This is a genomic window from Azospirillum sp. TSO5, assembly GCF_003116065.1.
In the GTDB taxonomy this organism is placed as follows: Bacteria; Pseudomonadota; Alphaproteobacteria; order Azospirillales; family Azospirillaceae; genus Azospirillum.
Window position 1 is genome coordinate 53411 of record NZ_LGQY01000020.1, and the last position, 15619, is coordinate 69029.

25 protein-coding genes are annotated in these 15619 nt (G+C 64.4%); 20 read left to right on the forward strand and 5 right to left on the reverse strand.

The features are described 5' to 3' along the window. Positions 1-1162: 1162 nt before the first annotated feature. The 5 genes from TSO5_RS06040 to TSO5_RS06055 are packed head-to-tail and all read right to left on the reverse strand — an operon-like array spanning position 1163 to position 2603. The gene (locus TSO5_RS06040) at positions 1163-1360 is read right to left on the reverse strand and encodes a hypothetical protein (RefSeq protein ID WP_109150743.1); all 198 of its coding nucleotides are present in this window, start codon (positions 1358-1360) and stop codon (positions 1163-1165) included. 41 nt (positions 1361-1401) lie between these two features. Continuing rightward, positions 1402-1857 (reverse strand): hypothetical protein, encoded by a 456-nt coding sequence (locus TSO5_RS06045; protein WP_109150744.1) that lies wholly within the window; start codon positions 1855-1857, stop codon positions 1402-1404. A 2-nt stretch (positions 1858-1859) separates the two neighbouring features. Further along, positions 1860-2024: a hypothetical protein gene (locus TSO5_RS32640; protein ID WP_158282375.1), complete on the reverse strand. Its 165-nt coding sequence runs from the start codon at positions 2022-2024 to the stop codon at positions 1860-1862. Beyond that, a complete protein-coding gene (locus TSO5_RS06050) occupies positions 2021-2353 on the reverse strand; it encodes a hypothetical protein (protein ID WP_109150745.1) in 333 nt (110 codons plus the stop codon). Before TSO5_RS06050 ends, TSO5_RS32640 begins: the two co-directional genes overlap by 4 nt. Further along, positions 2346-2603, reverse strand: coding sequence for a transcriptional regulator (locus tag TSO5_RS06055; protein WP_247870606.1), 258 nt, complete (start codon positions 2601-2603; stop codon positions 2346-2348). Before TSO5_RS06055 ends, TSO5_RS06050 begins: the two co-directional genes overlap by 8 nt. Here TSO5_RS06055 and TSO5_RS32135 point away from each other — a divergent pair, their 5' ends adjacent. The 20 genes from TSO5_RS32135 (at position 2604) to TSO5_RS06145 (ending at position 15618) form a co-directional block, all read left to right on the forward strand. Further along, on the forward strand, positions 2604-3005 hold the full coding sequence (locus tag TSO5_RS32135) for a hypothetical protein (RefSeq protein WP_158282376.1): 402 nt from the start codon (positions 2604-2606) through the stop codon (positions 3003-3005). It begins immediately after the preceding gene. A gap of 11 nt (positions 3006-3016) precedes the next feature. Next, complete coding sequence (locus TSO5_RS32140; RefSeq protein ID WP_146203701.1) at positions 3017-3205, forward strand: hypothetical protein; 189 nt, start codon at positions 3017-3019, stop codon at positions 3203-3205. Between the two features lie 34 nt (positions 3206-3239). Further along, on the forward strand, positions 3240-3452 hold the full coding sequence (locus TSO5_RS06060; protein ID WP_109150747.1) for a hypothetical protein: 213 nt from the start codon (positions 3240-3242) through the stop codon (positions 3450-3452). 48 nt (positions 3453-3500) lie between these two features. Further along, positions 3501-3920 (forward strand): hypothetical protein, encoded by a 420-nt coding sequence (locus TSO5_RS06065; RefSeq protein WP_109150748.1) that lies wholly within the window; start codon positions 3501-3503, stop codon positions 3918-3920. Between the two features lie 51 nt (positions 3921-3971). Further along, entirely contained in the window at positions 3972-4199 is a 228-nt protein-coding gene (locus TSO5_RS06070) for a hypothetical protein (protein ID WP_109150749.1), read from the forward strand. A 14-nt stretch (positions 4200-4213) separates the two neighbouring features. Further along, complete coding sequence (locus tag TSO5_RS06075; RefSeq protein WP_109150750.1) at positions 4214-4441, forward strand: hypothetical protein; 228 nt, start codon at positions 4214-4216, stop codon at positions 4439-4441. Positions 4442-4451: 10 nt separating this feature from the next. Beyond that, complete coding sequence (locus TSO5_RS06080; protein ID WP_109150751.1) at positions 4452-4652, forward strand: hypothetical protein; 201 nt, start codon at positions 4452-4454, stop codon at positions 4650-4652. Further along, entirely contained in the window at positions 4649-4861 is a 213-nt protein-coding gene (locus TSO5_RS06085; protein ID WP_109150752.1) for a hypothetical protein, read from the forward strand. Before TSO5_RS06080 ends, TSO5_RS06085 begins: the two co-directional genes overlap by 4 nt. Before the next feature lie 169 nt (positions 4862-5030). Then, on the forward strand, positions 5031-5186 hold the full coding sequence (locus TSO5_RS32645) for a hypothetical protein (RefSeq protein WP_158282377.1): 156 nt from the start codon (positions 5031-5033) through the stop codon (positions 5184-5186). Positions 5187-5345: 159 nt separating this feature from the next. Then, positions 5346-5690, forward strand: coding sequence for a hypothetical protein (locus tag TSO5_RS06095; protein ID WP_109150754.1), 345 nt, complete (start codon positions 5346-5348; stop codon positions 5688-5690). A 569-nt stretch (positions 5691-6259) separates the two neighbouring features. Further along, positions 6260-7195 carry a flavin reductase family protein gene (locus tag TSO5_RS06100; RefSeq protein WP_109150755.1) on the forward strand — a complete coding sequence of 312 codons (936 nt, stop codon included), beginning with the start codon at positions 6260-6262 and terminating at the stop codon, positions 7193-7195. A 34-nt stretch (positions 7196-7229) separates the two neighbouring features. Beyond that, entirely contained in the window at positions 7230-8741 is a 1512-nt protein-coding gene (locus TSO5_RS06105; protein ID WP_109150756.1) for an aldehyde dehydrogenase, read from the forward strand. A 45-nt stretch (positions 8742-8786) separates the two neighbouring features. Then, on the forward strand, positions 8787-9902 hold the full coding sequence (locus tag TSO5_RS06110) for an LLM class flavin-dependent oxidoreductase (RefSeq protein ID WP_109150757.1): 1116 nt from the start codon (positions 8787-8789) through the stop codon (positions 9900-9902). Between the two features lie 2 nt (positions 9903-9904). After that, complete coding sequence (locus TSO5_RS06115) at positions 9905-10756, forward strand: alpha/beta fold hydrolase (RefSeq protein WP_109150758.1); 852 nt, start codon at positions 9905-9907, stop codon at positions 10754-10756. Further along, complete coding sequence (locus tag TSO5_RS06120; protein ID WP_109150759.1) at positions 10749-11147, forward strand: carboxymuconolactone decarboxylase family protein; 399 nt, start codon at positions 10749-10751, stop codon at positions 11145-11147. The genes TSO5_RS06115 and TSO5_RS06120 overlap by 8 nt, the downstream gene beginning before the upstream one ends. Further along, positions 11144-11458 carry an NIPSNAP family protein gene (locus TSO5_RS06125; protein ID WP_109150760.1) on the forward strand — a complete coding sequence of 105 codons (315 nt, stop codon included), beginning with the start codon at positions 11144-11146 and terminating at the stop codon, positions 11456-11458. The genes TSO5_RS06120 and TSO5_RS06125 overlap by 4 nt, the downstream gene beginning before the upstream one ends. 161 nt (positions 11459-11619) lie before the next feature. Further along, positions 11620-12816 carry a glycine betaine/L-proline ABC transporter ATP-binding protein gene (locus tag TSO5_RS06130; RefSeq protein WP_109150761.1) on the forward strand — a complete coding sequence of 399 codons (1197 nt, stop codon included), beginning with the start codon at positions 11620-11622 and terminating at the stop codon, positions 12814-12816. Beyond that, positions 12809-13771: a proline/glycine betaine ABC transporter permease gene (locus tag TSO5_RS06135; protein WP_109150762.1), complete on the forward strand. Its 963-nt coding sequence runs from the start codon at positions 12809-12811 to the stop codon at positions 13769-13771. Before TSO5_RS06130 ends, TSO5_RS06135 begins: the two co-directional genes overlap by 8 nt. Before the next feature lie 71 nt (positions 13772-13842). Beyond that, positions 13843-14883 (forward strand): glycine betaine/L-proline ABC transporter substrate-binding protein ProX, encoded by a 1041-nt coding sequence (gene proX / locus TSO5_RS06140; RefSeq protein WP_109150763.1) that lies wholly within the window; start codon positions 13843-13845, stop codon positions 14881-14883. A gap of 126 nt (positions 14884-15009) precedes the next feature. After that, a complete protein-coding gene (locus tag TSO5_RS06145; protein ID WP_109150764.1) occupies positions 15010-15618 on the forward strand; it encodes an amino acid synthesis family protein in 609 nt (202 codons plus the stop codon). The last annotated feature ends 1 nt before the right edge of the window (position 15619 follow it).

The following is a 15619-nucleotide window of genomic DNA, read 5'->3' on the forward strand; positions in this document are numbered from 1 at the left end:
CCCGTGAAAGGACGGCCCCGCCTGTCGCTGTCGGTAAAGTGGCGCGCGACGCTCCCCTCTATGTGAACCAGACCGGCGTTCCTTCCGATCTCCCCCGGTACTCCAGAGGAATGGCTTGTCCAGAGGACAGAGGCGCTTGGTCCAATGTGCTTGCGGCGCCCACCGTCAACAGGCGATGCCCGGTCTCAGTTGACCAAGGGCCGAAGCCCCTAAGCGCCGCAACTCTGAGCCCATCGCTGGGCAAACTGTGTGCCGGTCTTTCCCGGCTGTCAGGCCCGGCTTTCGTCTGGGTAAGCCCTGGCTACTCACCGGTGTCGTCTGCCTCTGCGCCGCTTCACGCCAGAGCCTCACGGCTAAGGTCCACAAACGCAGTCCGCTTGGCTGTCTCTAGGACACACACCACCCGCCAAGCGATGATGTGGAACGTGTTGCGGGCCGGACTGGTTACCGGCTGTGTCGGATTAAATCCGAAGGCTTCGGTTCTTTCGCATGTCTGGCCTTCCCTCTCCCTCGCACAAAGGGCGAACCACCAGACCCGAAGGCGTGTACTAATCCACGCCGCCGCAACGCCCCCATTATAGCGCGACCGCCTGATCCGCTCAACCGCCAAGACGCATGGCCGCGCAATTTTCGGCATGTTCACGCAGGATGGGCGCCGAGTCGCGAACCCAAAAACCAGAACGAACGTTGAACTTTACGCGGCATTTTGCTAAAATGGAAACGCCGCGCAGGGAGGTGGAATTCCCGGCGCGGCGCGTATCTGGTTGGTGGGTAGGGGCCGTTCCAACCAGTGTTCCGAGTTTGGACATTAGCATTTCTAATGCGACCCGTCTATTCCGGATGTTGGGCTCCTCACCGTTTTCGGTTCGGTCAACAACTGGAATGGCCGTCGGGGCACTTCACTCTAGGATCGAGGCTTCCGACCCGGTTGCTTGCGGCATAGCGGGGCAACCAAAGCAGGGGTCTTTATACGGCGCGATAGTACCCGCCATGGGGGATATTCATGGAGCCGGTCCGGTTGGTCGCGGCGGTGTCTCTCAGGGGCATCGGCATAGACAATCCCTGGTATAGACGGCCTGAGAACTATGTGGCCCATCCCGCTTGGCGATATACCCTGGAACTGGTCTGGGGTGCGCCGGTCTTAGCGGAAGCAGTCGTGTGCCTAGAAACAGGAATGCTCTACCAGTGTGGCATTCCGCCGGTTCATCTTCAGCCTGCGCTTTGGGCTGCGCCGGCCGCACACCTCGCACCGCTCGCCATCGTGGATGTGGTTCCCATCACAACGGCACCATGCCGAACGGGACCGCGGCGTCATCACCTTGTCCCGGTTGCTCGGCTGCCAGTCCAGTTCGATGCTCATGATTGCTTCTCCAGTCCGTCAGGTAGCGCCGGGCTATCGCATCACCCGAATGTCAGCGGCTCACCAGCGGCGGCGGCAGCGCGGCACCCGGCAATAAAGCGCTTCGTCACTTCGACGTACCCGCCGGCTCTGGCAATGTGCCCGTTCTCTTCTGACGGAGAGACGCGCTCGATGTCAGACAGCAACGCTTCAAGCTCATCCGCCACCTTGAGGCACATGTCAGGCGCGATCTCCCCGTCGCAATCCGAGTGTGTGAAGAACTCGTAGAGGCCGGGGTGGGTATCGGCTTCATATCCGCGCCCCCAATACCACATGCCATCCTCCCGCAACGGGTCAACCACTAGCCCGAACTCGCCTTGCGGGATCGGCCGGTTGTCCATGCCATAGGCATAGTGCGGCGGGAAGCTTCCGCCCATGGCCCGCGCCACCGTCTGTCGGAAGCGGTTGAAAGCGCTGTAGGCTCCATGGAAGGCGTCGTGTGAGCAATCAAGCCCCATGGTCAGTCCTCCACGCTTCGGATGATGGACAGCAGATGGCGCGCGCTGTCGATCACATGCGTGCGGCTGTCGCGTCCTGCGGCGTTCCACCAAACGGCAAAGGCGTCTCGGCCTTGCGCATAGGCGGCTTTGGCGGCCTGGATGATGGCGTCGTCTTCCTTGCTCATGCTGGCTCTCCGGTGTCGGTGGCAGAGGGCAGACGCGCTGCCTCTGCGGGGTGGGTGGCGGACACATACGCAGCCTCAAGGTTCAGCAGGAACTCGGTCGAGACGCCAAGCGCCTTCGCCATCGGCCCCGCCATCTTCCCCATCCGAAGGCGCGGGTCGGTCACGTTCAGCAGGAGGTTGACCGATAGGAGGCTCTGCGCTCTGGCTTCGAATGACTGGATCGGGAACATGCGGATCACGAAGTCAGTCACGGACCAGCCGCGTGCGGCCAGCTCGTCACGGATGAAATGACCGACAGGGAAGGCGGTCGGTATCTGCGCCTCACTCATGTCCCGTCTCCTTCTCGCGGCGGACGCCTGCACCGCCTGACTTGAGGCGCTTTACGAGCTGGTCACGCAGCCGCGGCGACATCAGGTCGTAGGCGATGCAGAACGCCCGGATGCCCAGCGGCACGGCGCGGCTGTTCTTGTCGTCCGGTGGCAGGGTCCAACGCCAGACCGTGCCCTTTTCGGTGCCCAGCCAAGCGGCGAACTCTACCTGTGTCAGTTGGTGCCTTTCGAGGAAGGCGGCGAATTGCATGTGATCCATACCTCCCAATTTAGCGGCAGCGGCGCGGTCTGCCAATGCGATACCGGATCGCTGCCAATGGCGCACTTGATAGTACGACAATGGCACATCAAAGCCCTTGACGCAAGCGGTTTGCCAATGGCACACTATGAAAATCGCGAAGCAACGGAGGCCGATATGGCTCATGAATGTGACTACGCCCGTTCCGGAATGCGTGCGGTGATCCTCCCTGGCGCTGCGGCGGAGCTTCGCCGTCGCAAGTGGGATCGCTGCGACAATCCAAACCGGGACGGGCAGGCTGGAGTGGTTGACTTTGACTACGGCGCCAATACCGCTGACGAGCATGTGGCTGTGTCGTTCGAGGACGGCGGCGGCTCCATCGGGTTTCCGCCCGAATATGTCCGCATCGGCTGACGGAGGCTCACATGGAATGCCCTGAATGCGGCTGTGAGATGGACCATCACGACAGCTACGGCCTGTTCGCCGCACACCAGAGCGGCGCCAAGCATGGCGATATCTTCAAGTGCCCGGACTGCTGCGAGCGTGGCGACGACTGCACTTGGCACAACACGGTGTCGCGGCCGGACGATCTGCGCCCCGGCTATCCCTGCTGACTGCGCCTAGGCGACACACAGGAGAGACGGCGCCATGCCGAAATTCAAAGCAACCATCGAAATGACTGTAATGATTGAGGCTGACAGCAAGGCCATCGCCATGTCTGCGGCACGTGAAGCCGCCCGCGATGGGAGCGATTTTACGGGGGCGGTCATACATCGCGGGAAGCATGTTTTTGCCTCGTGCGACTTCGTTGGGCGCGGGAAGGTCACTTCCCTGGAAGATGCTAGCGCGCCGAAGCGCTGACTGCGCCGCCTAGCCTCTCCTCACCCACCCCTACAACGGAGCAAGAAAATGGCCCTCACAGCCGAACAGAAGGAAGCCAACAAGGCCGCACGTAAGGCCCGCGACAAGGCGTGGCGGGGGCGGTGCAAACTGCGCGACGCTGCGAAGGCGGCGGGTGAAGCGGAGATCGAGGCCAGCGAGTTCATGGCCCGGTATGCTGAAGCCAACGGCAAGGAAGCGATAGCTCAACAGGGGCGCGACGCTGAGTTGGAGCGGATTGATCGCGAGATTGCCCGCTTAAAGGAAGAGCGCGAGCGCGTCGCCGCCGTCTGGCGGGAGGAATTGGCAGTTCACAGGAAGTCCGCATCTGCCGCATGGGACGAGAAGATGGCCGCCGACCGTGATTTGGAGCGTCGCCTTGACGAGCAATTCCCCGACCTGACCGGTGGCGCCCGTTATTACGCCGCGAGTTGGAAGCCTCTCGCCTAGCCTCTCCTCACCACCCCCGATCCCCCAGCGGAAAGACAACGGAGCCTGAGAATGAAGGTCGCATCTGCCCGCGCCAAACTGCGCAAGATCACAGGATCGCAGCACAGCTCAATCATGGAAATCCGCGGCGGAGTGATGTTCTGCGCTGAGTCGCCGTTTTCAGTGTCCTTCGCGCGGTCTGGCCGTACGGTGCAGTCGCAGGCTCGCGTGAATGGTGGTCATGAACTGGTCGTGAAGGCGCAGCTTACTGATGCGCTGATCGCTGATATCGCCTCCTAAACCACGAGGTCGCCATGCCCAAGCCCATCCCCGGCCTTCCCCGCGGCCACGTACCACGCTACCGCCCGCCTGCGGACAACTCTCACCTCTTCGGCAGCTACCGCGAAGAAGCCGCCAGCCTCAAGCGCGCTGCCGACGCCGCTGAATGGGCAGGCGACACCGCCAAGGCTGACGCGCTACTGGCGAAAGCCAAGCAGTGCCGGATTGACGGCGCTACGTGCGACCTGATGCCACTGTTCTGAGGAAACCGATATGACCGACGTGATTTGCCGAGACTGCCGCTTCTATAAGCCGGTCGCCGCGGAAGACAGGTGGCGCTCCCCTGGAACGGAAGGGCGGTGCGGCATCCAGTTGCCGCCAATGCTGGCTAGCCTGACGTGGGGCAAGCACAACAGCAACGTCATCACCAACGAAAACACCGGGTGCTCGCTTGGTGAAAAGGAGGCCGCATGATGAACGCCCAAGAGAAAGCCCGCCAGATCGCCGCCCGCATGTTCGGCTGTGAACCCGGCCAATCCCTCTACACCTTCCACCGTGAAGGCATGTTCTACCCGCTGGCGCTGGGAAGCGACGCCGAAGCCATCGCCAATGCAAAGTGCAACCCCGGCACTCTCAAGGTGGTCAACGAACTGACCGGGGCCACCGTCTGGCCGACGAACTGAGGACACGATCCATGAAACTCAGCCCCGAAGCCCTGGAGACCATGGGCGAAAGCAACAACTCCGTGGATTTCCCTCCCTATGTGTGGGGCCGGCTCTTGTCGGCGCAGCGCAGCAGATCAAGGAGTTACAGGCCGCTCTCTCCACAGCAGAGGCAGACAGGAAAGCCCTCATGGAGGTGGCGCGAGCCGCATTGGCTGTTGATAACCGATCCTACGTCATCCAGGGGAATTGGGCCATCCCTGATGACGAATACGGCGACCTGTCAAATGCATTGGACGCCTTGCCCGCTCACCTCAAGCTGACGGCGGAAGGGAAGACGCCATGACGACAATGAGCGCGATGACATCATCAGGAAGGCCGCCACCGGCAAGATGGAGCGCTACGACGCGCTCATGCAGCTTGGCCGCGTCATGAAGCCCAAGGACGCCATCGCCGCCATCAACGCATACCGAGAGACGCGCGCTGCCAGCATAGGACGGAAGCCATGACCGACCGCATCCTACGACAACTCCCACAGGTCCACCTCTACGGCCAGCCATCATGGCATGAAGACGCCTTTGTCATCGGCAACCGCACCGGCCTGGAGGCTCTACGCTCCGCCATCGACAAGGCGCTCCGCTCTGGCGCCGATGAGGCTCTGGCCTTTGCCATCGACGGAGAGGGGTATGGCATTAAGGTCATTGAGCTGCGTGACGCCATCATGGACGAGATGCCGTTGCCTTACACCGATCCTGATGCGGCGGAGATGACCCGCCGGCCATGGCCCGACGTGGTGCGTGAGTTCCTGCGGGAGTGGAGCATCAGCCGCGGGATAGGCAAGGACTTCTAGTGCGCTTTCCCGCCACGCCAGAACGACAAAGGGCCGCTCCGTGTTGGGCGGCCTTGTTGTTTATGCGCCACGCTCATCCGGGATCGGGAAGGCTGTGCCTGCGGATGCAAATGCAGAAATATATTTACACAATATGTAGGGAAACCCATCGCATTCTAGGCGGATGGACAAACAGGAAACGGAAAGGAAACGAAATGACCAGACGGTTTATTTCGTTGCAGTCCTATTTTGGGAAATTTTTCACTTAACACATAAGGGAGCTTATGGAAATAAGATGCCTTCTTATGCGACATCGCATAAGAAGGCACTTGTGCCCGGCCAATTCGTCACGGTCAACCCGACGCCCACCAGAGCGGCGGTAACCGATGCATCCACGTCGCAACTGCCGCGACAGGAGGCGTTCCTCGGAATCGATGGGACAAAATGTCGCAGCTTCCGCTGTCCCGGAGGAAGATGACCGCGTCCGCCCGGCGTAGCCTCGTCCTTGTCATGGAAGGGAGGTTGACGTGACAGTCTCTTCGAATGAACCAACGCCCATAAATCAAAGGGACCTTCGAAACGCCTTCGGCATGTTCCCGACCGGGGTCACGGTCGTCACCGTGCTTGACGAAGAGGGAAATCCGCGTGGGATCACGGCGAATTCCTTCACGTCCGTTTCACTCGATCCTCCGCTTGTCCTGGTCTGTATCGGCAACCGGTCGTACAGTTTTCCGATCTTCTGCAGCGCGCCATCCTTTGCCGTGAACCTGCTGCACGAGGGACAGGCCGATGTCTCCAGCCTTTTCGCCTCCCGTTCGCCCGAGAAATTCCGCTCAACCGGGTTTGGCCCGAAACACACCGGCGCGCCGGTCCTGACCGATTGCCTCGCTTGGTTCGATTGCACGGTGCATGACCGTGTCTTCGCCGGTGACCATCTCATTCTCATCGGTCGTGTACAGGACTTCGGTCCAAGCGAAACGGCAAGCCGGACAGCTCCGCTCGGCTTCTGCCGAGGCAGGTACACGACGGTGCGCGACTCTCTGGACGCCGGTGCAGAGGCACCCCACGGCATTCAGGTCGGCTACCTCGTCGAGGCGGACGACGGCATCCTGCTGCAGTCCGACGGAGCGGGCGGTTGGCGCCTGCCGGGTGGTCGCAGCCGCAAAGCCGAACGGTCACTGCTTCTGGCTGACGGGGGTACGCTGCCGCTGCGGCCGGATGACAGCTTCCTCTATTCGGTCTTCGACATCACCGGACAGGACGCCGGCTGTCTGGTCTATCGCGCCCGCCTCTCGACCGACGCGGCAACCACGACCCTGCCGCCGGGCTTTCGCTTCTTCGCGCTCGACGCCCTGCCCTTCGAGGCCATGCCGATGCGCGAGACCCGAGCGATGCTGCGCCGCTATGTCCGGGAACGGCAAGCGGATCGCTTCGGCATCTACATCGACTCAAGCGATGGCGGGCGGCTGGCGATGGTCGATGGCAGCACCTCTTCCTGGCCCGGCGCTTTCGCCGAAAACGGCTGACCCTCGCCGCTCCTTCACAAAATATGAGATCGCGATGCACACCACCTGCAGATCGCTCGAAGGCACTCGCCGCGCCCTCTATATCGGCGGACGGTTCGTGGAACCGAAAAGCGGCCGCTACATTCCGAGCTACGATCCCACCACCGCCGAGCCCTGGTACGAGCTGGCCGACGCCGGCGCGGAGGATGTCGACGACGCCGTCGCCGCTGCACGGGCCGCATTCGTCGATCCGGCTTGGCGGCGCATGACCCAGAGCGACCGCGGCAAGCTCGTGCGCCGTCTGGCCGAGCTGATCCTCGCCAACGCCGAAGAACTGGCGCTGATGGAAACCCGCGACAACGGCAAGCTGATCAAGGAGATGCGCGCCCAGATGCGCGCCATCCCCGACAGCTACCTCTACTTCGCGGGGATGGCCGACAAGCTGCAGGGCGACACCATCCCGGTGAACAAGCTCGACATGCTGAACTTCAACCTGCGTGAACCGCTGGGTGTCGTCGGCATGATCACGCCGTGGAACTCGCCGCTGATGCTGCTGACCGGCACGCTGGCGCCCTGTCTGGCCATCGGCAACACGGTGGTGATCAAACCGTCGGAGCACGCCACCGCCTCCACCCTGGCGCTTGCCGAACTGGTCACGGAAGCCGGCTTTCCGGACGGCGTGGTGAATGTGGTGACCGGCGGCGGCGGAACCGCCGGAGAGGCGCTGACCCGCCATCCCGGAATCGCCAAGATCGTCTTTACCGGCAGCACTCAGACGGGCAGCCGCATCGCCGCCAACGCCGCCGCCAACCTCGTGCCGTGCCAGATGGAGTTGGGCGGCAAGTCGCCCCATGTGGTGTTCGGCGACGTGGACATCGAGCGGGCGGTGAACGGCGTGGTCGCCGGCGTCTTCGCCGCCGCCGGGCAGACCTGCGTCGCCGGGTCGCGCTGCTTCGTCGAGGCCTCCATCTACGACCGTTTCGTCGAAGCCCTGGTCGCCCGCACCGGACGCATCACCGTCAACCATCCGATGGAGGAGAACACCGACATTGGCCCGCTCGCCCTGTCGGCCCAGCTCGCCAAGGTCGAGGGCTATGTCGCCTCGGGGTTGCGCGACGGTGCCCGGCTGGCGGCCGGCGGCCGGCGGCCCCAGGCGGCCGGCCTGGAAAAGGGCTGGTACTACGAGCCGACGGTGCTGGCCGACGCGCGCAACGACATGGGCTTCATGCGCGACGAGATCTTCGGACCGGTCGTCGGCGTGGTGCCCTTCGCCGCGGAAGACGAGATGATCGCCATGGCGAACGACACCCGCTATGGCCTCGCGTCCGGCATCTGGACCAGCGACATCGACCGCGCCATGCGCTTCGCCACCCGGATCGACGCCGGCACGGTCTGGATCAACACCTACCGCGCCGCCGCCTACATGTCGTCGAACGGCGGCTTCAAGCAGAGCGGCTACGGCCGGCGTGGCGGCTTCGACGTGATGCGCGAGTTCTCGCGGTCGAAAAACGTCGTCATCGATTATTCCGGCGCCATGCAGGACCCCTTCGTCATCCGGCTGCGCTGACCCGCCCCGACCGGGCTTCTTCTCCCCCGAATAAAGGACCAGGACATGAAGTTCGCCGTCGCGCTCGCCATGGAGCGCTTTTCACCGGACACGCCGATGAGCGACGTGACCAGCACCATGCTGGAGCTGGTGAAAATGGCCGACCAGGGCGGTTTCGAGACCCTGTGGACCGCCGAACATCACACGATCGAGTGCACGATTTCCCCCAACCCCTTCACCATCCTGACCTGGCTCGCCCAGCATACAGAGCGCATCCGCCTCGGCACCGCCACGGTCGTCGCCCCCTATTGGAGCCCGATCCGTCTGGCCGGGGAGGCGGCGCTGTGCGACCATCTGACCGGCGGCCGGCTGGAGTTCGGCATCGCCCGCGGCGCCTACCAGTACGAGTTCGACCGCATGGCCGGCGGCATGCCCCAGCAGGAGGGTGTCGCCTACATGAAGGAGCTGGTGCCGGCGGTGCAGAAACTGTGGGCCGGCGACTACGCCCATGACGGCCATTACTGGAAATTCCCGCTGGCGACCTCGGTACCCAAGCCGTTGCAGACCCCGCATCCGCGCATCTGGGTGGCGGCCCGCGATCCCGGCACCTTCGACTGGGCGGTCGGCATCGGTGCCAGCATCCTGTCGACGCCGCTGGCCGCCCCGGCCGCCGAGATCGCCGTGCTGGGCGAAAAGTTCCGCAAGGCGGTGGCCGACCATCCTGAGGTGCCGCGCCCGCGCTTCATGATGCAGCGCCGCACCTGCTGCTACGAGCGGCCGGAGGAGGCCGAACTGGCAGTGCGGCACAGCATCGACTATGGCCGCAGTTTCGAGAACCTGTTCCAGAACATCGGCACGGTGACCAACGGATTCCCGACCGCCGTTTCCTACGAAAGCGTCGCCGGCCGCGACAATTACAAGCCGGAGAATGTCCTGAAGAACCTCATGTTCGGCACGCCGGACGAGGTGATCGAAAAGCTTCTGGATTACGAGGCGGCGGGCGTGGACCAGTTCTCGCTCGGCCTGTCCTTCAACCTGCCGTTCGAGTTGCAGCGCAAGACGCTCGACCTGTTCACCCGCGAGGTGCTGCCCGTCTTCGCCGCCCGCGAACGGGACCGGCAGCGCGAGGAGGATCGCCGCATTGCCGCGGCGGCGCCGCGCATGGCTGCGGCGGGACGTTGACCATGGCGGCATCCCGTCACTTCACAGTCGGGCCGGTGACGCTGAACTACCGGCTTGACGGCCGGGGTCCGGAGCCGCTGGTCTGCGTCCACGGCGTCGGCTCCTACCTGGAGGCCTGGAGCGGTGTGGTCGAACGGCTCGCCGACCACTTCACCATCCTGACCTTCGACCTGCGCGGCCATGGCGGTTCCACCCGGATCAAGGGCCGCTACGAGATCGACGATTTCGTCGGCGAGACACTGGCTCTGGCCGACCATGTCGGGTTCGACCGCTTCAACCTGGTGGGATTCTCGCTCGGCGGGCTCATCGCGCAGCGTCTGACCTTGAACCACCCCGAGCGCGTCAAGCGTCTCGTGCTGCTGTCCACCGTCGCCAGCCGCAACCCGGAGGAACGGCGGCGGGTGCTGGACCGCCTTGCCGCCTTGCAGGCCGGCCGGCCGGGTTCGCACTATGACGCCTCCCTGTCGCGCTGGCTGACGGAGGGATTCCAGGAGCGGAACCCAGAATTAATTCAGATCCTGCGCCGGCGCAACGCTGAGAACGACCCCGATTGCTATGCCGCCGCCTACCGCGTCCTGGCGGAAACCGACTTCGGCGGCTTCCTCGACCAGATCCGCTGTCCAACCCTGATCGCGACGGGCGAAGAGGATATCGGCTCCAACCCGCGCATGGCCCGCACCATGCACGACAGCATTCCCGGTTCCGAACTGCACATCCTGCCCGGCTTGCGTCATTCGATCCTGATCGAGGCCCCGGACGCGGTGGCGGGGCTGATGGGACGCTTCCTGAAGCCCGCAGACAATCCCGCCAACCATTCCGCCAACCATTCCAGGGAGATCGCAAGCCATGGATGAGCCCCTGCAACGGGCGGGTGAACGCGTCCGACGCGACGTGCTCGGCGACGCCTATGTCGACCGCGCGATGGCTGCGGCCGACGACTTCTCCCGCCCCTTTCAGCAGATGGTCAACGAATATTGCTGGGGTCAATGCTGGGCGGACGGCGCGCTCGACCGCCGCCAGCGCAGCCTGCTCAACCTCGGCATGATCGCGGCGCTGGGCCGCATGCACGAGTTCGAGATTCATTTGCGCGGCGCCATCCGCAACGGCCTTTCCGACGCCGAACTGCAGGCGGCGCTGATCCAGATCGCGGTCTATTGCGGCATTCCCGCCGGCGTCGAGTGCTTCCGCATCGCCCGCAAAATCCGGCAGGAGATCGCCGAAGACGGCACGGGAGGCACGCCATGATCGTCGAGGAACGGATCTACCGCATCCGCTCGGGCAAGCTGCGCGACTATCTGGCGCTCGTGCAGAATGAAGGGCTGGAGATTCAGCAACCGATCCTCGGCTACCTGATCGGTTACTTCGTCAGCGAGATCGGCCCACTCAACCATGTCGTCCATATGTGGGGATACACGGATTTCGAGGACCGCACCGCCCGCCGCCAACGGCTCTCCGAGGATCCGCGCTGGCAGGCCTTCATCCCGAAGCTGACGGCGCTGATCGAAACGGCGGAAAACCGCATCCTTCTGCCGACCGCCTTTTCGCCCCTGAGATGACGGAGTGGCTGCGCCCGCATGCTCCGGTTCACAGGAATGTTCGGGCTGCGTTTCCTCCGTTTGACGGGAAGACAGGAAGAGGTTCAGTTTTTCTAAATGGGCATAAGTAAAAAACTTTGAAGACAGGGAAAGCCCACCGACCACAACGATGGGAGACGGTTGTGACCGAACGACTGAGGGTAGAGAATCTTTGTAAAGTTTTCTCCAAATCTCCCGAGCCGGCTCTGAAAATGCTCGCGGCCGGTGCGAAGAAGTCCGAAGTGCTGGCAAAGACCGGAATTGTCGTAGGGTTGAACGACGTTTCACTGTCGGTGCAGAGCGGCGCCATCTATATGGTTATGGGGCTGTCGGGGTCGGGCAAGTCCACCCTGGCGCGCTGCATCAACCGGCTGAACGAACCGAGCGCCGGCCGCATCCTGCTGGACGGCCAGGACATCGTCGCCGCCGGAGAGGCGGAACTCCGCGACATTCGCCGCACGCGGATCTCGATGGTGTTCCAACACTTCGCCCTGCTGCCCAATCGCACCGTCGCCGAGAACGCGGAATTCGGCCTGAAGCTCCAGGGGGTGTCCCCCCAGGTCCGGCGCCGCCGGGCGGAAGAGGTTCTGTCGATCGTCGGACTGGCGCGCTGGGGAAACCATTATCCCCACGAGTTGAGCGGCGGAATGCGCCAGCGGGTCGGCTTGGCCCGCGCGCTTGCCACAGACGCCGACGTGCTCATCATGGACGAGGCGTTCAGCGCGCTTGATCCGCTGATCCGGACGGAGATGCAGGACGAATTGCTGCGCCTCCAGCGCACGCTGAAGAAGACCATCCTGTTCATCACCCACGACTTCCAGGAAGCGCTGAAGCTCGGCACCCGGATCGCCATCATGGCCGATGGCGAACTGGTCCGCGAAGGCACGCCCCAGTCGATCGTGCTGGAGCCCGGCAGCGACTATGTCGCCGCCTTCACCCGCGAGGTCGACCGCTCGCGCCTGTTCGACGCCCGCTCGGCGATGAGCCCGGTGCAGCCCGTTCCGCTGACCGCCGGACTGTGCCTCGCCGAGACCGGCGATGGCGGCGGGCTGGTGCTGGACGACGGCGGGCACGTCGTCGGCGTGCTGGATGCCGAGACGCTGCGGGGCTTGCGCGAGGGCAAGCCCTATGGGGACGCAAACTTCGGAACCCTCCGCAAGGAATTCGTCACCGTGCGCGAATGCGACAGCCTCCTCGATGCCGCCCGCGCTCACCGGGCCGGACGACCGATGGCGGTCGTCGACGAGGAGGGCCGGTTGACCGGAACGCTCGCCGGCGACCGCATCCTGGCCGGCATCGCGTCGGCCCCTCCTCACCCCGTGGGAGGTCTGCATGCTTGATGCCAACGACCTGAACGTCTTCCCCGTCGACGCCTGGATTCAGGACGGCGTCGCCTGGATCGCGCTGAACCTGCGTCCGCTCTTCCTCGCCATAAAATGGCCGGTCGAATATGTCCTGACGCTCAACATCTTCCTGCTTCAGGAAATCCCCTTCCTCGCCGTCGTGGCGGTGGCGGTGCTGCTGGCCTGGCGGTTGGCAAGCCTGGGCATCGCCTGCTTCACCGGCGTCGCCCTGATCGCCATCGCCGCCCTTGGGGTGTGGTCGGAAGCGATGACGACCCTGTCGCTGATCACCACCGCCATCGTCATCTGCGCGGCCGTCGGCATCCCGATCGGCATCGGCTGCGCCCGCAGCGACCGTTTGTGGGGCGTGGTCCGTCCGATCCTCGACATCATGCAGACCACCCCGACCTTCGTGTATCTGGTTCCGGTGGTGATGCTGTTCGGCGTCGGCACGGTACCGGGCGAGGTGGCGGTGGTGACGGCGGCGGCACCGCCGCTGATCCGCTTCACCAACCTCGGCATCCGCATGGTCGAGACCGAGATGGTCGAGGCGGGCCTCGCCTTCGGCGCCACCAAGCGGCAGCTGCTGTGGGAGGTCCAGCTTCCCCTCGCCGTGCCGACCATCCTCGGCGGCCTGAACCAGACGGTGCTGACCGCGATGGTGATGTCGGTGGTCGTCGCCATGATAGGGGCGGAGGGGCTGGGGCTGGTGGTGCTCCAGGGCCTCGGTCGGCTCGACGTCGGCCGCGCCGCGGTGGGGGGCATCGCCATCGTCCTGCTCGCCATGGTGCTCGACCGCATCACCCAGAAGCTGGCCCAGCCCGGCGGCCCAGGCGGACGCCCGCTGCTTCGCAGCCTGCGGGCGCTGGTCCGCTCCGGCAGACCGGTGGAGGACAAAGGGGTCGCCCGACCGGCCGTCTCCAATCCCGTCATCTCCAGTCCGGACCAGTGATCCCAGCCCGCGCCATACTTCCAGTCCCGGCCTCATCCAATCCCGTCCCGACCCCGTTCGAGGAGACCGCCATGCGCTTCTTCACCGCCAGATCGGCCGTCAAATCCCTGTCCGTCGCCGCGTTCCTCGCCCTGGCCGGCGCCCAGCCCTCGCTTGCCGTCGACCTGCCCGGCAAGGGAAAGACCATCCGCTACGCCCAATCCGACAGCCTGGGCGCCAACTACGTCACCGCCCAGATCGTCTCCGCCGCCTTCAAGGAACTGGGATATTCGGTCAAGCTCAGCACACTCAGCACGACCCTGTTCTTCCAGGCGGCGGCGCAGGGCGACCTGGACATCGCCACCGACATCAACTTCCCCCAGCGCGAACCCGCCTTCCGCAAGGTGGAGCAGCAGGCGATGATCGTCGGCGGCGGACTGATCAAGGAAGGCGGCGTCAACGGCTATCTGATCGACAAGAAGACGGCGGACGCCCATCACATCACCTCGCTGGAGCAGATGAAGGATCCGAAGATCGCCGCGCTGTTCGGCAAGGGCGGCAAGGCCGATCTGGTCAATTGCGATCCCGGCTGGAGCTGCGGCGACGTGGTCGATTACCAGCTCGACAAGTTCGGCCTGAAGGACACGGTCAACTCGGTCCGCGGCAAGTACGAGCCGCTGATGGTGGAGGCCGTCGCCCGCGTCCGCCGCGGCGAACCGGCCTTCTTCTATGCCTGGAGTCCGTCCTGGGTCACCAACACGCTGATCCCGGGCAAGGACGTGGTCTGGCTCCCCACCCCGTTCGACGCCCTGCCGCCGTCGGTGCCCAACAAGGGAACCGCCCTCGTCAAAGGCGTATCGGGCTGCGCCGGCGACGCCGATCCCTGCCGGATGGCCATGGCGTCGTGGAACTGGAACACCGTCGCCAACCGCGACTTCATCGCCGCCAACCCGGCGGTGAAGGCTCTGGTCGAATCCATCGGCTTCCCGCTGCAGACCTGGGCCGGCTGGGAACGCAGCATCAGCGAGAAGGGCGCCAGCGAAAGCCACATCCGCGCACTCGCCCAGGAATGGCTCTCCGCCAACAAACCCACGTTCGAGCAATGGGTCGCCAGCGCCAAGGCGGCAAGCTGAACCGTCGCGCGAACCAGGCAGCGCCCAGTCGAACAGCGCCAAGTCGAACAGGGGCATGTCGCCGGCCGCACTCACCCGGTTCGGCCGGCGACGGGATCGAAATTCAAGAAAATCGAACGGACCATCATGGACATCGGACTGCGAAAAATCTCCACCTTCATCGAGGAGACCATCGTCGAAGGCGGCAAGCCGGCCGAACGGCCGATCACGTCGGTCGTGGTTGCCGCCGTGCTGCGCAACCCCTGGGCCGGCCAGGGTTTCGTCGAAAATCTGCGGCCGGAAATCCTGCGCGTGGCGCCGGTGCTGGGGGCGGAGATGACGCGGCGGCTTGTCGCCCTGATGCCGGCGGAACGTATCGAAGCCTACGGCAAGGCCGCTTCGGTCGGCGTCAACGGCGAGGTCGAGCATGCCTCGGCCCTGATCCATACCCTGCGCTTCGGCAACATGTTCCGCGAAGCGGCGCAGGGAACCACCTTCCTCAGTTTCACCAACACCCGCAACGCCCCGGGCGCGCTGCTCGCCCTGCCGATGATCCACAAGACCGAGACCGGCAAGCGGGCCCATTTCCTGACCGCGAACTTCCAGGTTCCCGACGCCCCCGGTCCCGACGAGTTGCTGGTCGCCATCGGCGCATCGGACGGCAGCCGCGCCCACCCGCGCATCGGCGACCGCTTTCTCGACATGGAGGAGATGGAGGCCGAAAAGGCCGGCGCCCTCACCCCCGCCCGGACCTGAG

Coding starts and splice junctions, on each gene's coding strand:
- TSO5_RS06040 (WP_109150743.1), bottom strand. CDS start 1,360: ATGAGCATCGAACTGGACTGGCAGCCGAGCAACCGGGACAAGGTGATG.
- TSO5_RS06045 (WP_109150744.1), bottom strand. CDS start 1,857: ATGGGGCTTGATTGCTCACACGACGCCTTCCATGGAGCCTACAGCGCT.
- TSO5_RS32640 (WP_158282375.1), bottom strand. CDS start 2,024: ATGAGCAAGGAAGACGACGCCATCATCCAGGCCGCCAAAGCCGCCTAT.
- TSO5_RS06050 (WP_109150745.1), bottom strand. CDS start 2,353: ATGAGTGAGGCGCAGATACCGACCGCCTTCCCTGTCGGTCATTTCATC.
- TSO5_RS06055 (WP_247870606.1), bottom strand. CDS start 2,603: ATGCAATTCGCCGCCTTCCTCGAAAGGCACCAACTGACACAGGTAGAG.
- TSO5_RS32140 (WP_146203701.1), top strand. CDS start 3,017: ATGGAATGCCCTGAATGCGGCTGTGAGATGGACCATCACGACAGCTAC.
- TSO5_RS06060 (WP_109150747.1), top strand. CDS start 3,240: ATGCCGAAATTCAAAGCAACCATCGAAATGACTGTAATGATTGAGGCT.
- TSO5_RS06065 (WP_109150748.1), top strand. CDS start 3,501: ATGGCCCTCACAGCCGAACAGAAGGAAGCCAACAAGGCCGCACGTAAG.
- TSO5_RS06070 (WP_109150749.1), top strand. CDS start 3,972: ATGAAGGTCGCATCTGCCCGCGCCAAACTGCGCAAGATCACAGGATCG.
- TSO5_RS06075 (WP_109150750.1), top strand. CDS start 4,214: ATGCCCAAGCCCATCCCCGGCCTTCCCCGCGGCCACGTACCACGCTAC.
- TSO5_RS06080 (WP_109150751.1), top strand. CDS start 4,452: ATGACCGACGTGATTTGCCGAGACTGCCGCTTCTATAAGCCGGTCGCC.
- TSO5_RS06085 (WP_109150752.1), top strand. CDS start 4,649: ATGATGAACGCCCAAGAGAAAGCCCGCCAGATCGCCGCCCGCATGTTC.
- TSO5_RS32645 (WP_158282377.1), top strand. CDS start 5,031: ATGGAGGTGGCGCGAGCCGCATTGGCTGTTGATAACCGATCCTACGTC.
- TSO5_RS06095 (WP_109150754.1), top strand. CDS start 5,346: ATGACCGACCGCATCCTACGACAACTCCCACAGGTCCACCTCTACGGC.
- TSO5_RS06100 (WP_109150755.1), top strand. CDS start 6,260: ATGTTCCCGACCGGGGTCACGGTCGTCACCGTGCTTGACGAAGAGGGA.
- TSO5_RS06105 (WP_109150756.1), top strand. CDS start 7,230: ATGCACACCACCTGCAGATCGCTCGAAGGCACTCGCCGCGCCCTCTAT.
- TSO5_RS06110 (WP_109150757.1), top strand. CDS start 8,787: ATGAAGTTCGCCGTCGCGCTCGCCATGGAGCGCTTTTCACCGGACACG.
- TSO5_RS06115 (WP_109150758.1), top strand. CDS start 9,905: ATGGCGGCATCCCGTCACTTCACAGTCGGGCCGGTGACGCTGAACTAC.
- TSO5_RS06120 (WP_109150759.1), top strand. CDS start 10,749: ATGGATGAGCCCCTGCAACGGGCGGGTGAACGCGTCCGACGCGACGTG.
- TSO5_RS06125 (WP_109150760.1), top strand. CDS start 11,144: ATGATCGTCGAGGAACGGATCTACCGCATCCGCTCGGGCAAGCTGCGC.
- TSO5_RS06135 (WP_109150762.1), top strand. CDS start 12,809: ATGCTTGATGCCAACGACCTGAACGTCTTCCCCGTCGACGCCTGGATT.
- proX (WP_109150763.1), top strand. CDS start 13,843: ATGCGCTTCTTCACCGCCAGATCGGCCGTCAAATCCCTGTCCGTCGCC.
- TSO5_RS06145 (WP_109150764.1), top strand. CDS start 15,010: ATGGACATCGGACTGCGAAAAATCTCCACCTTCATCGAGGAGACCATC.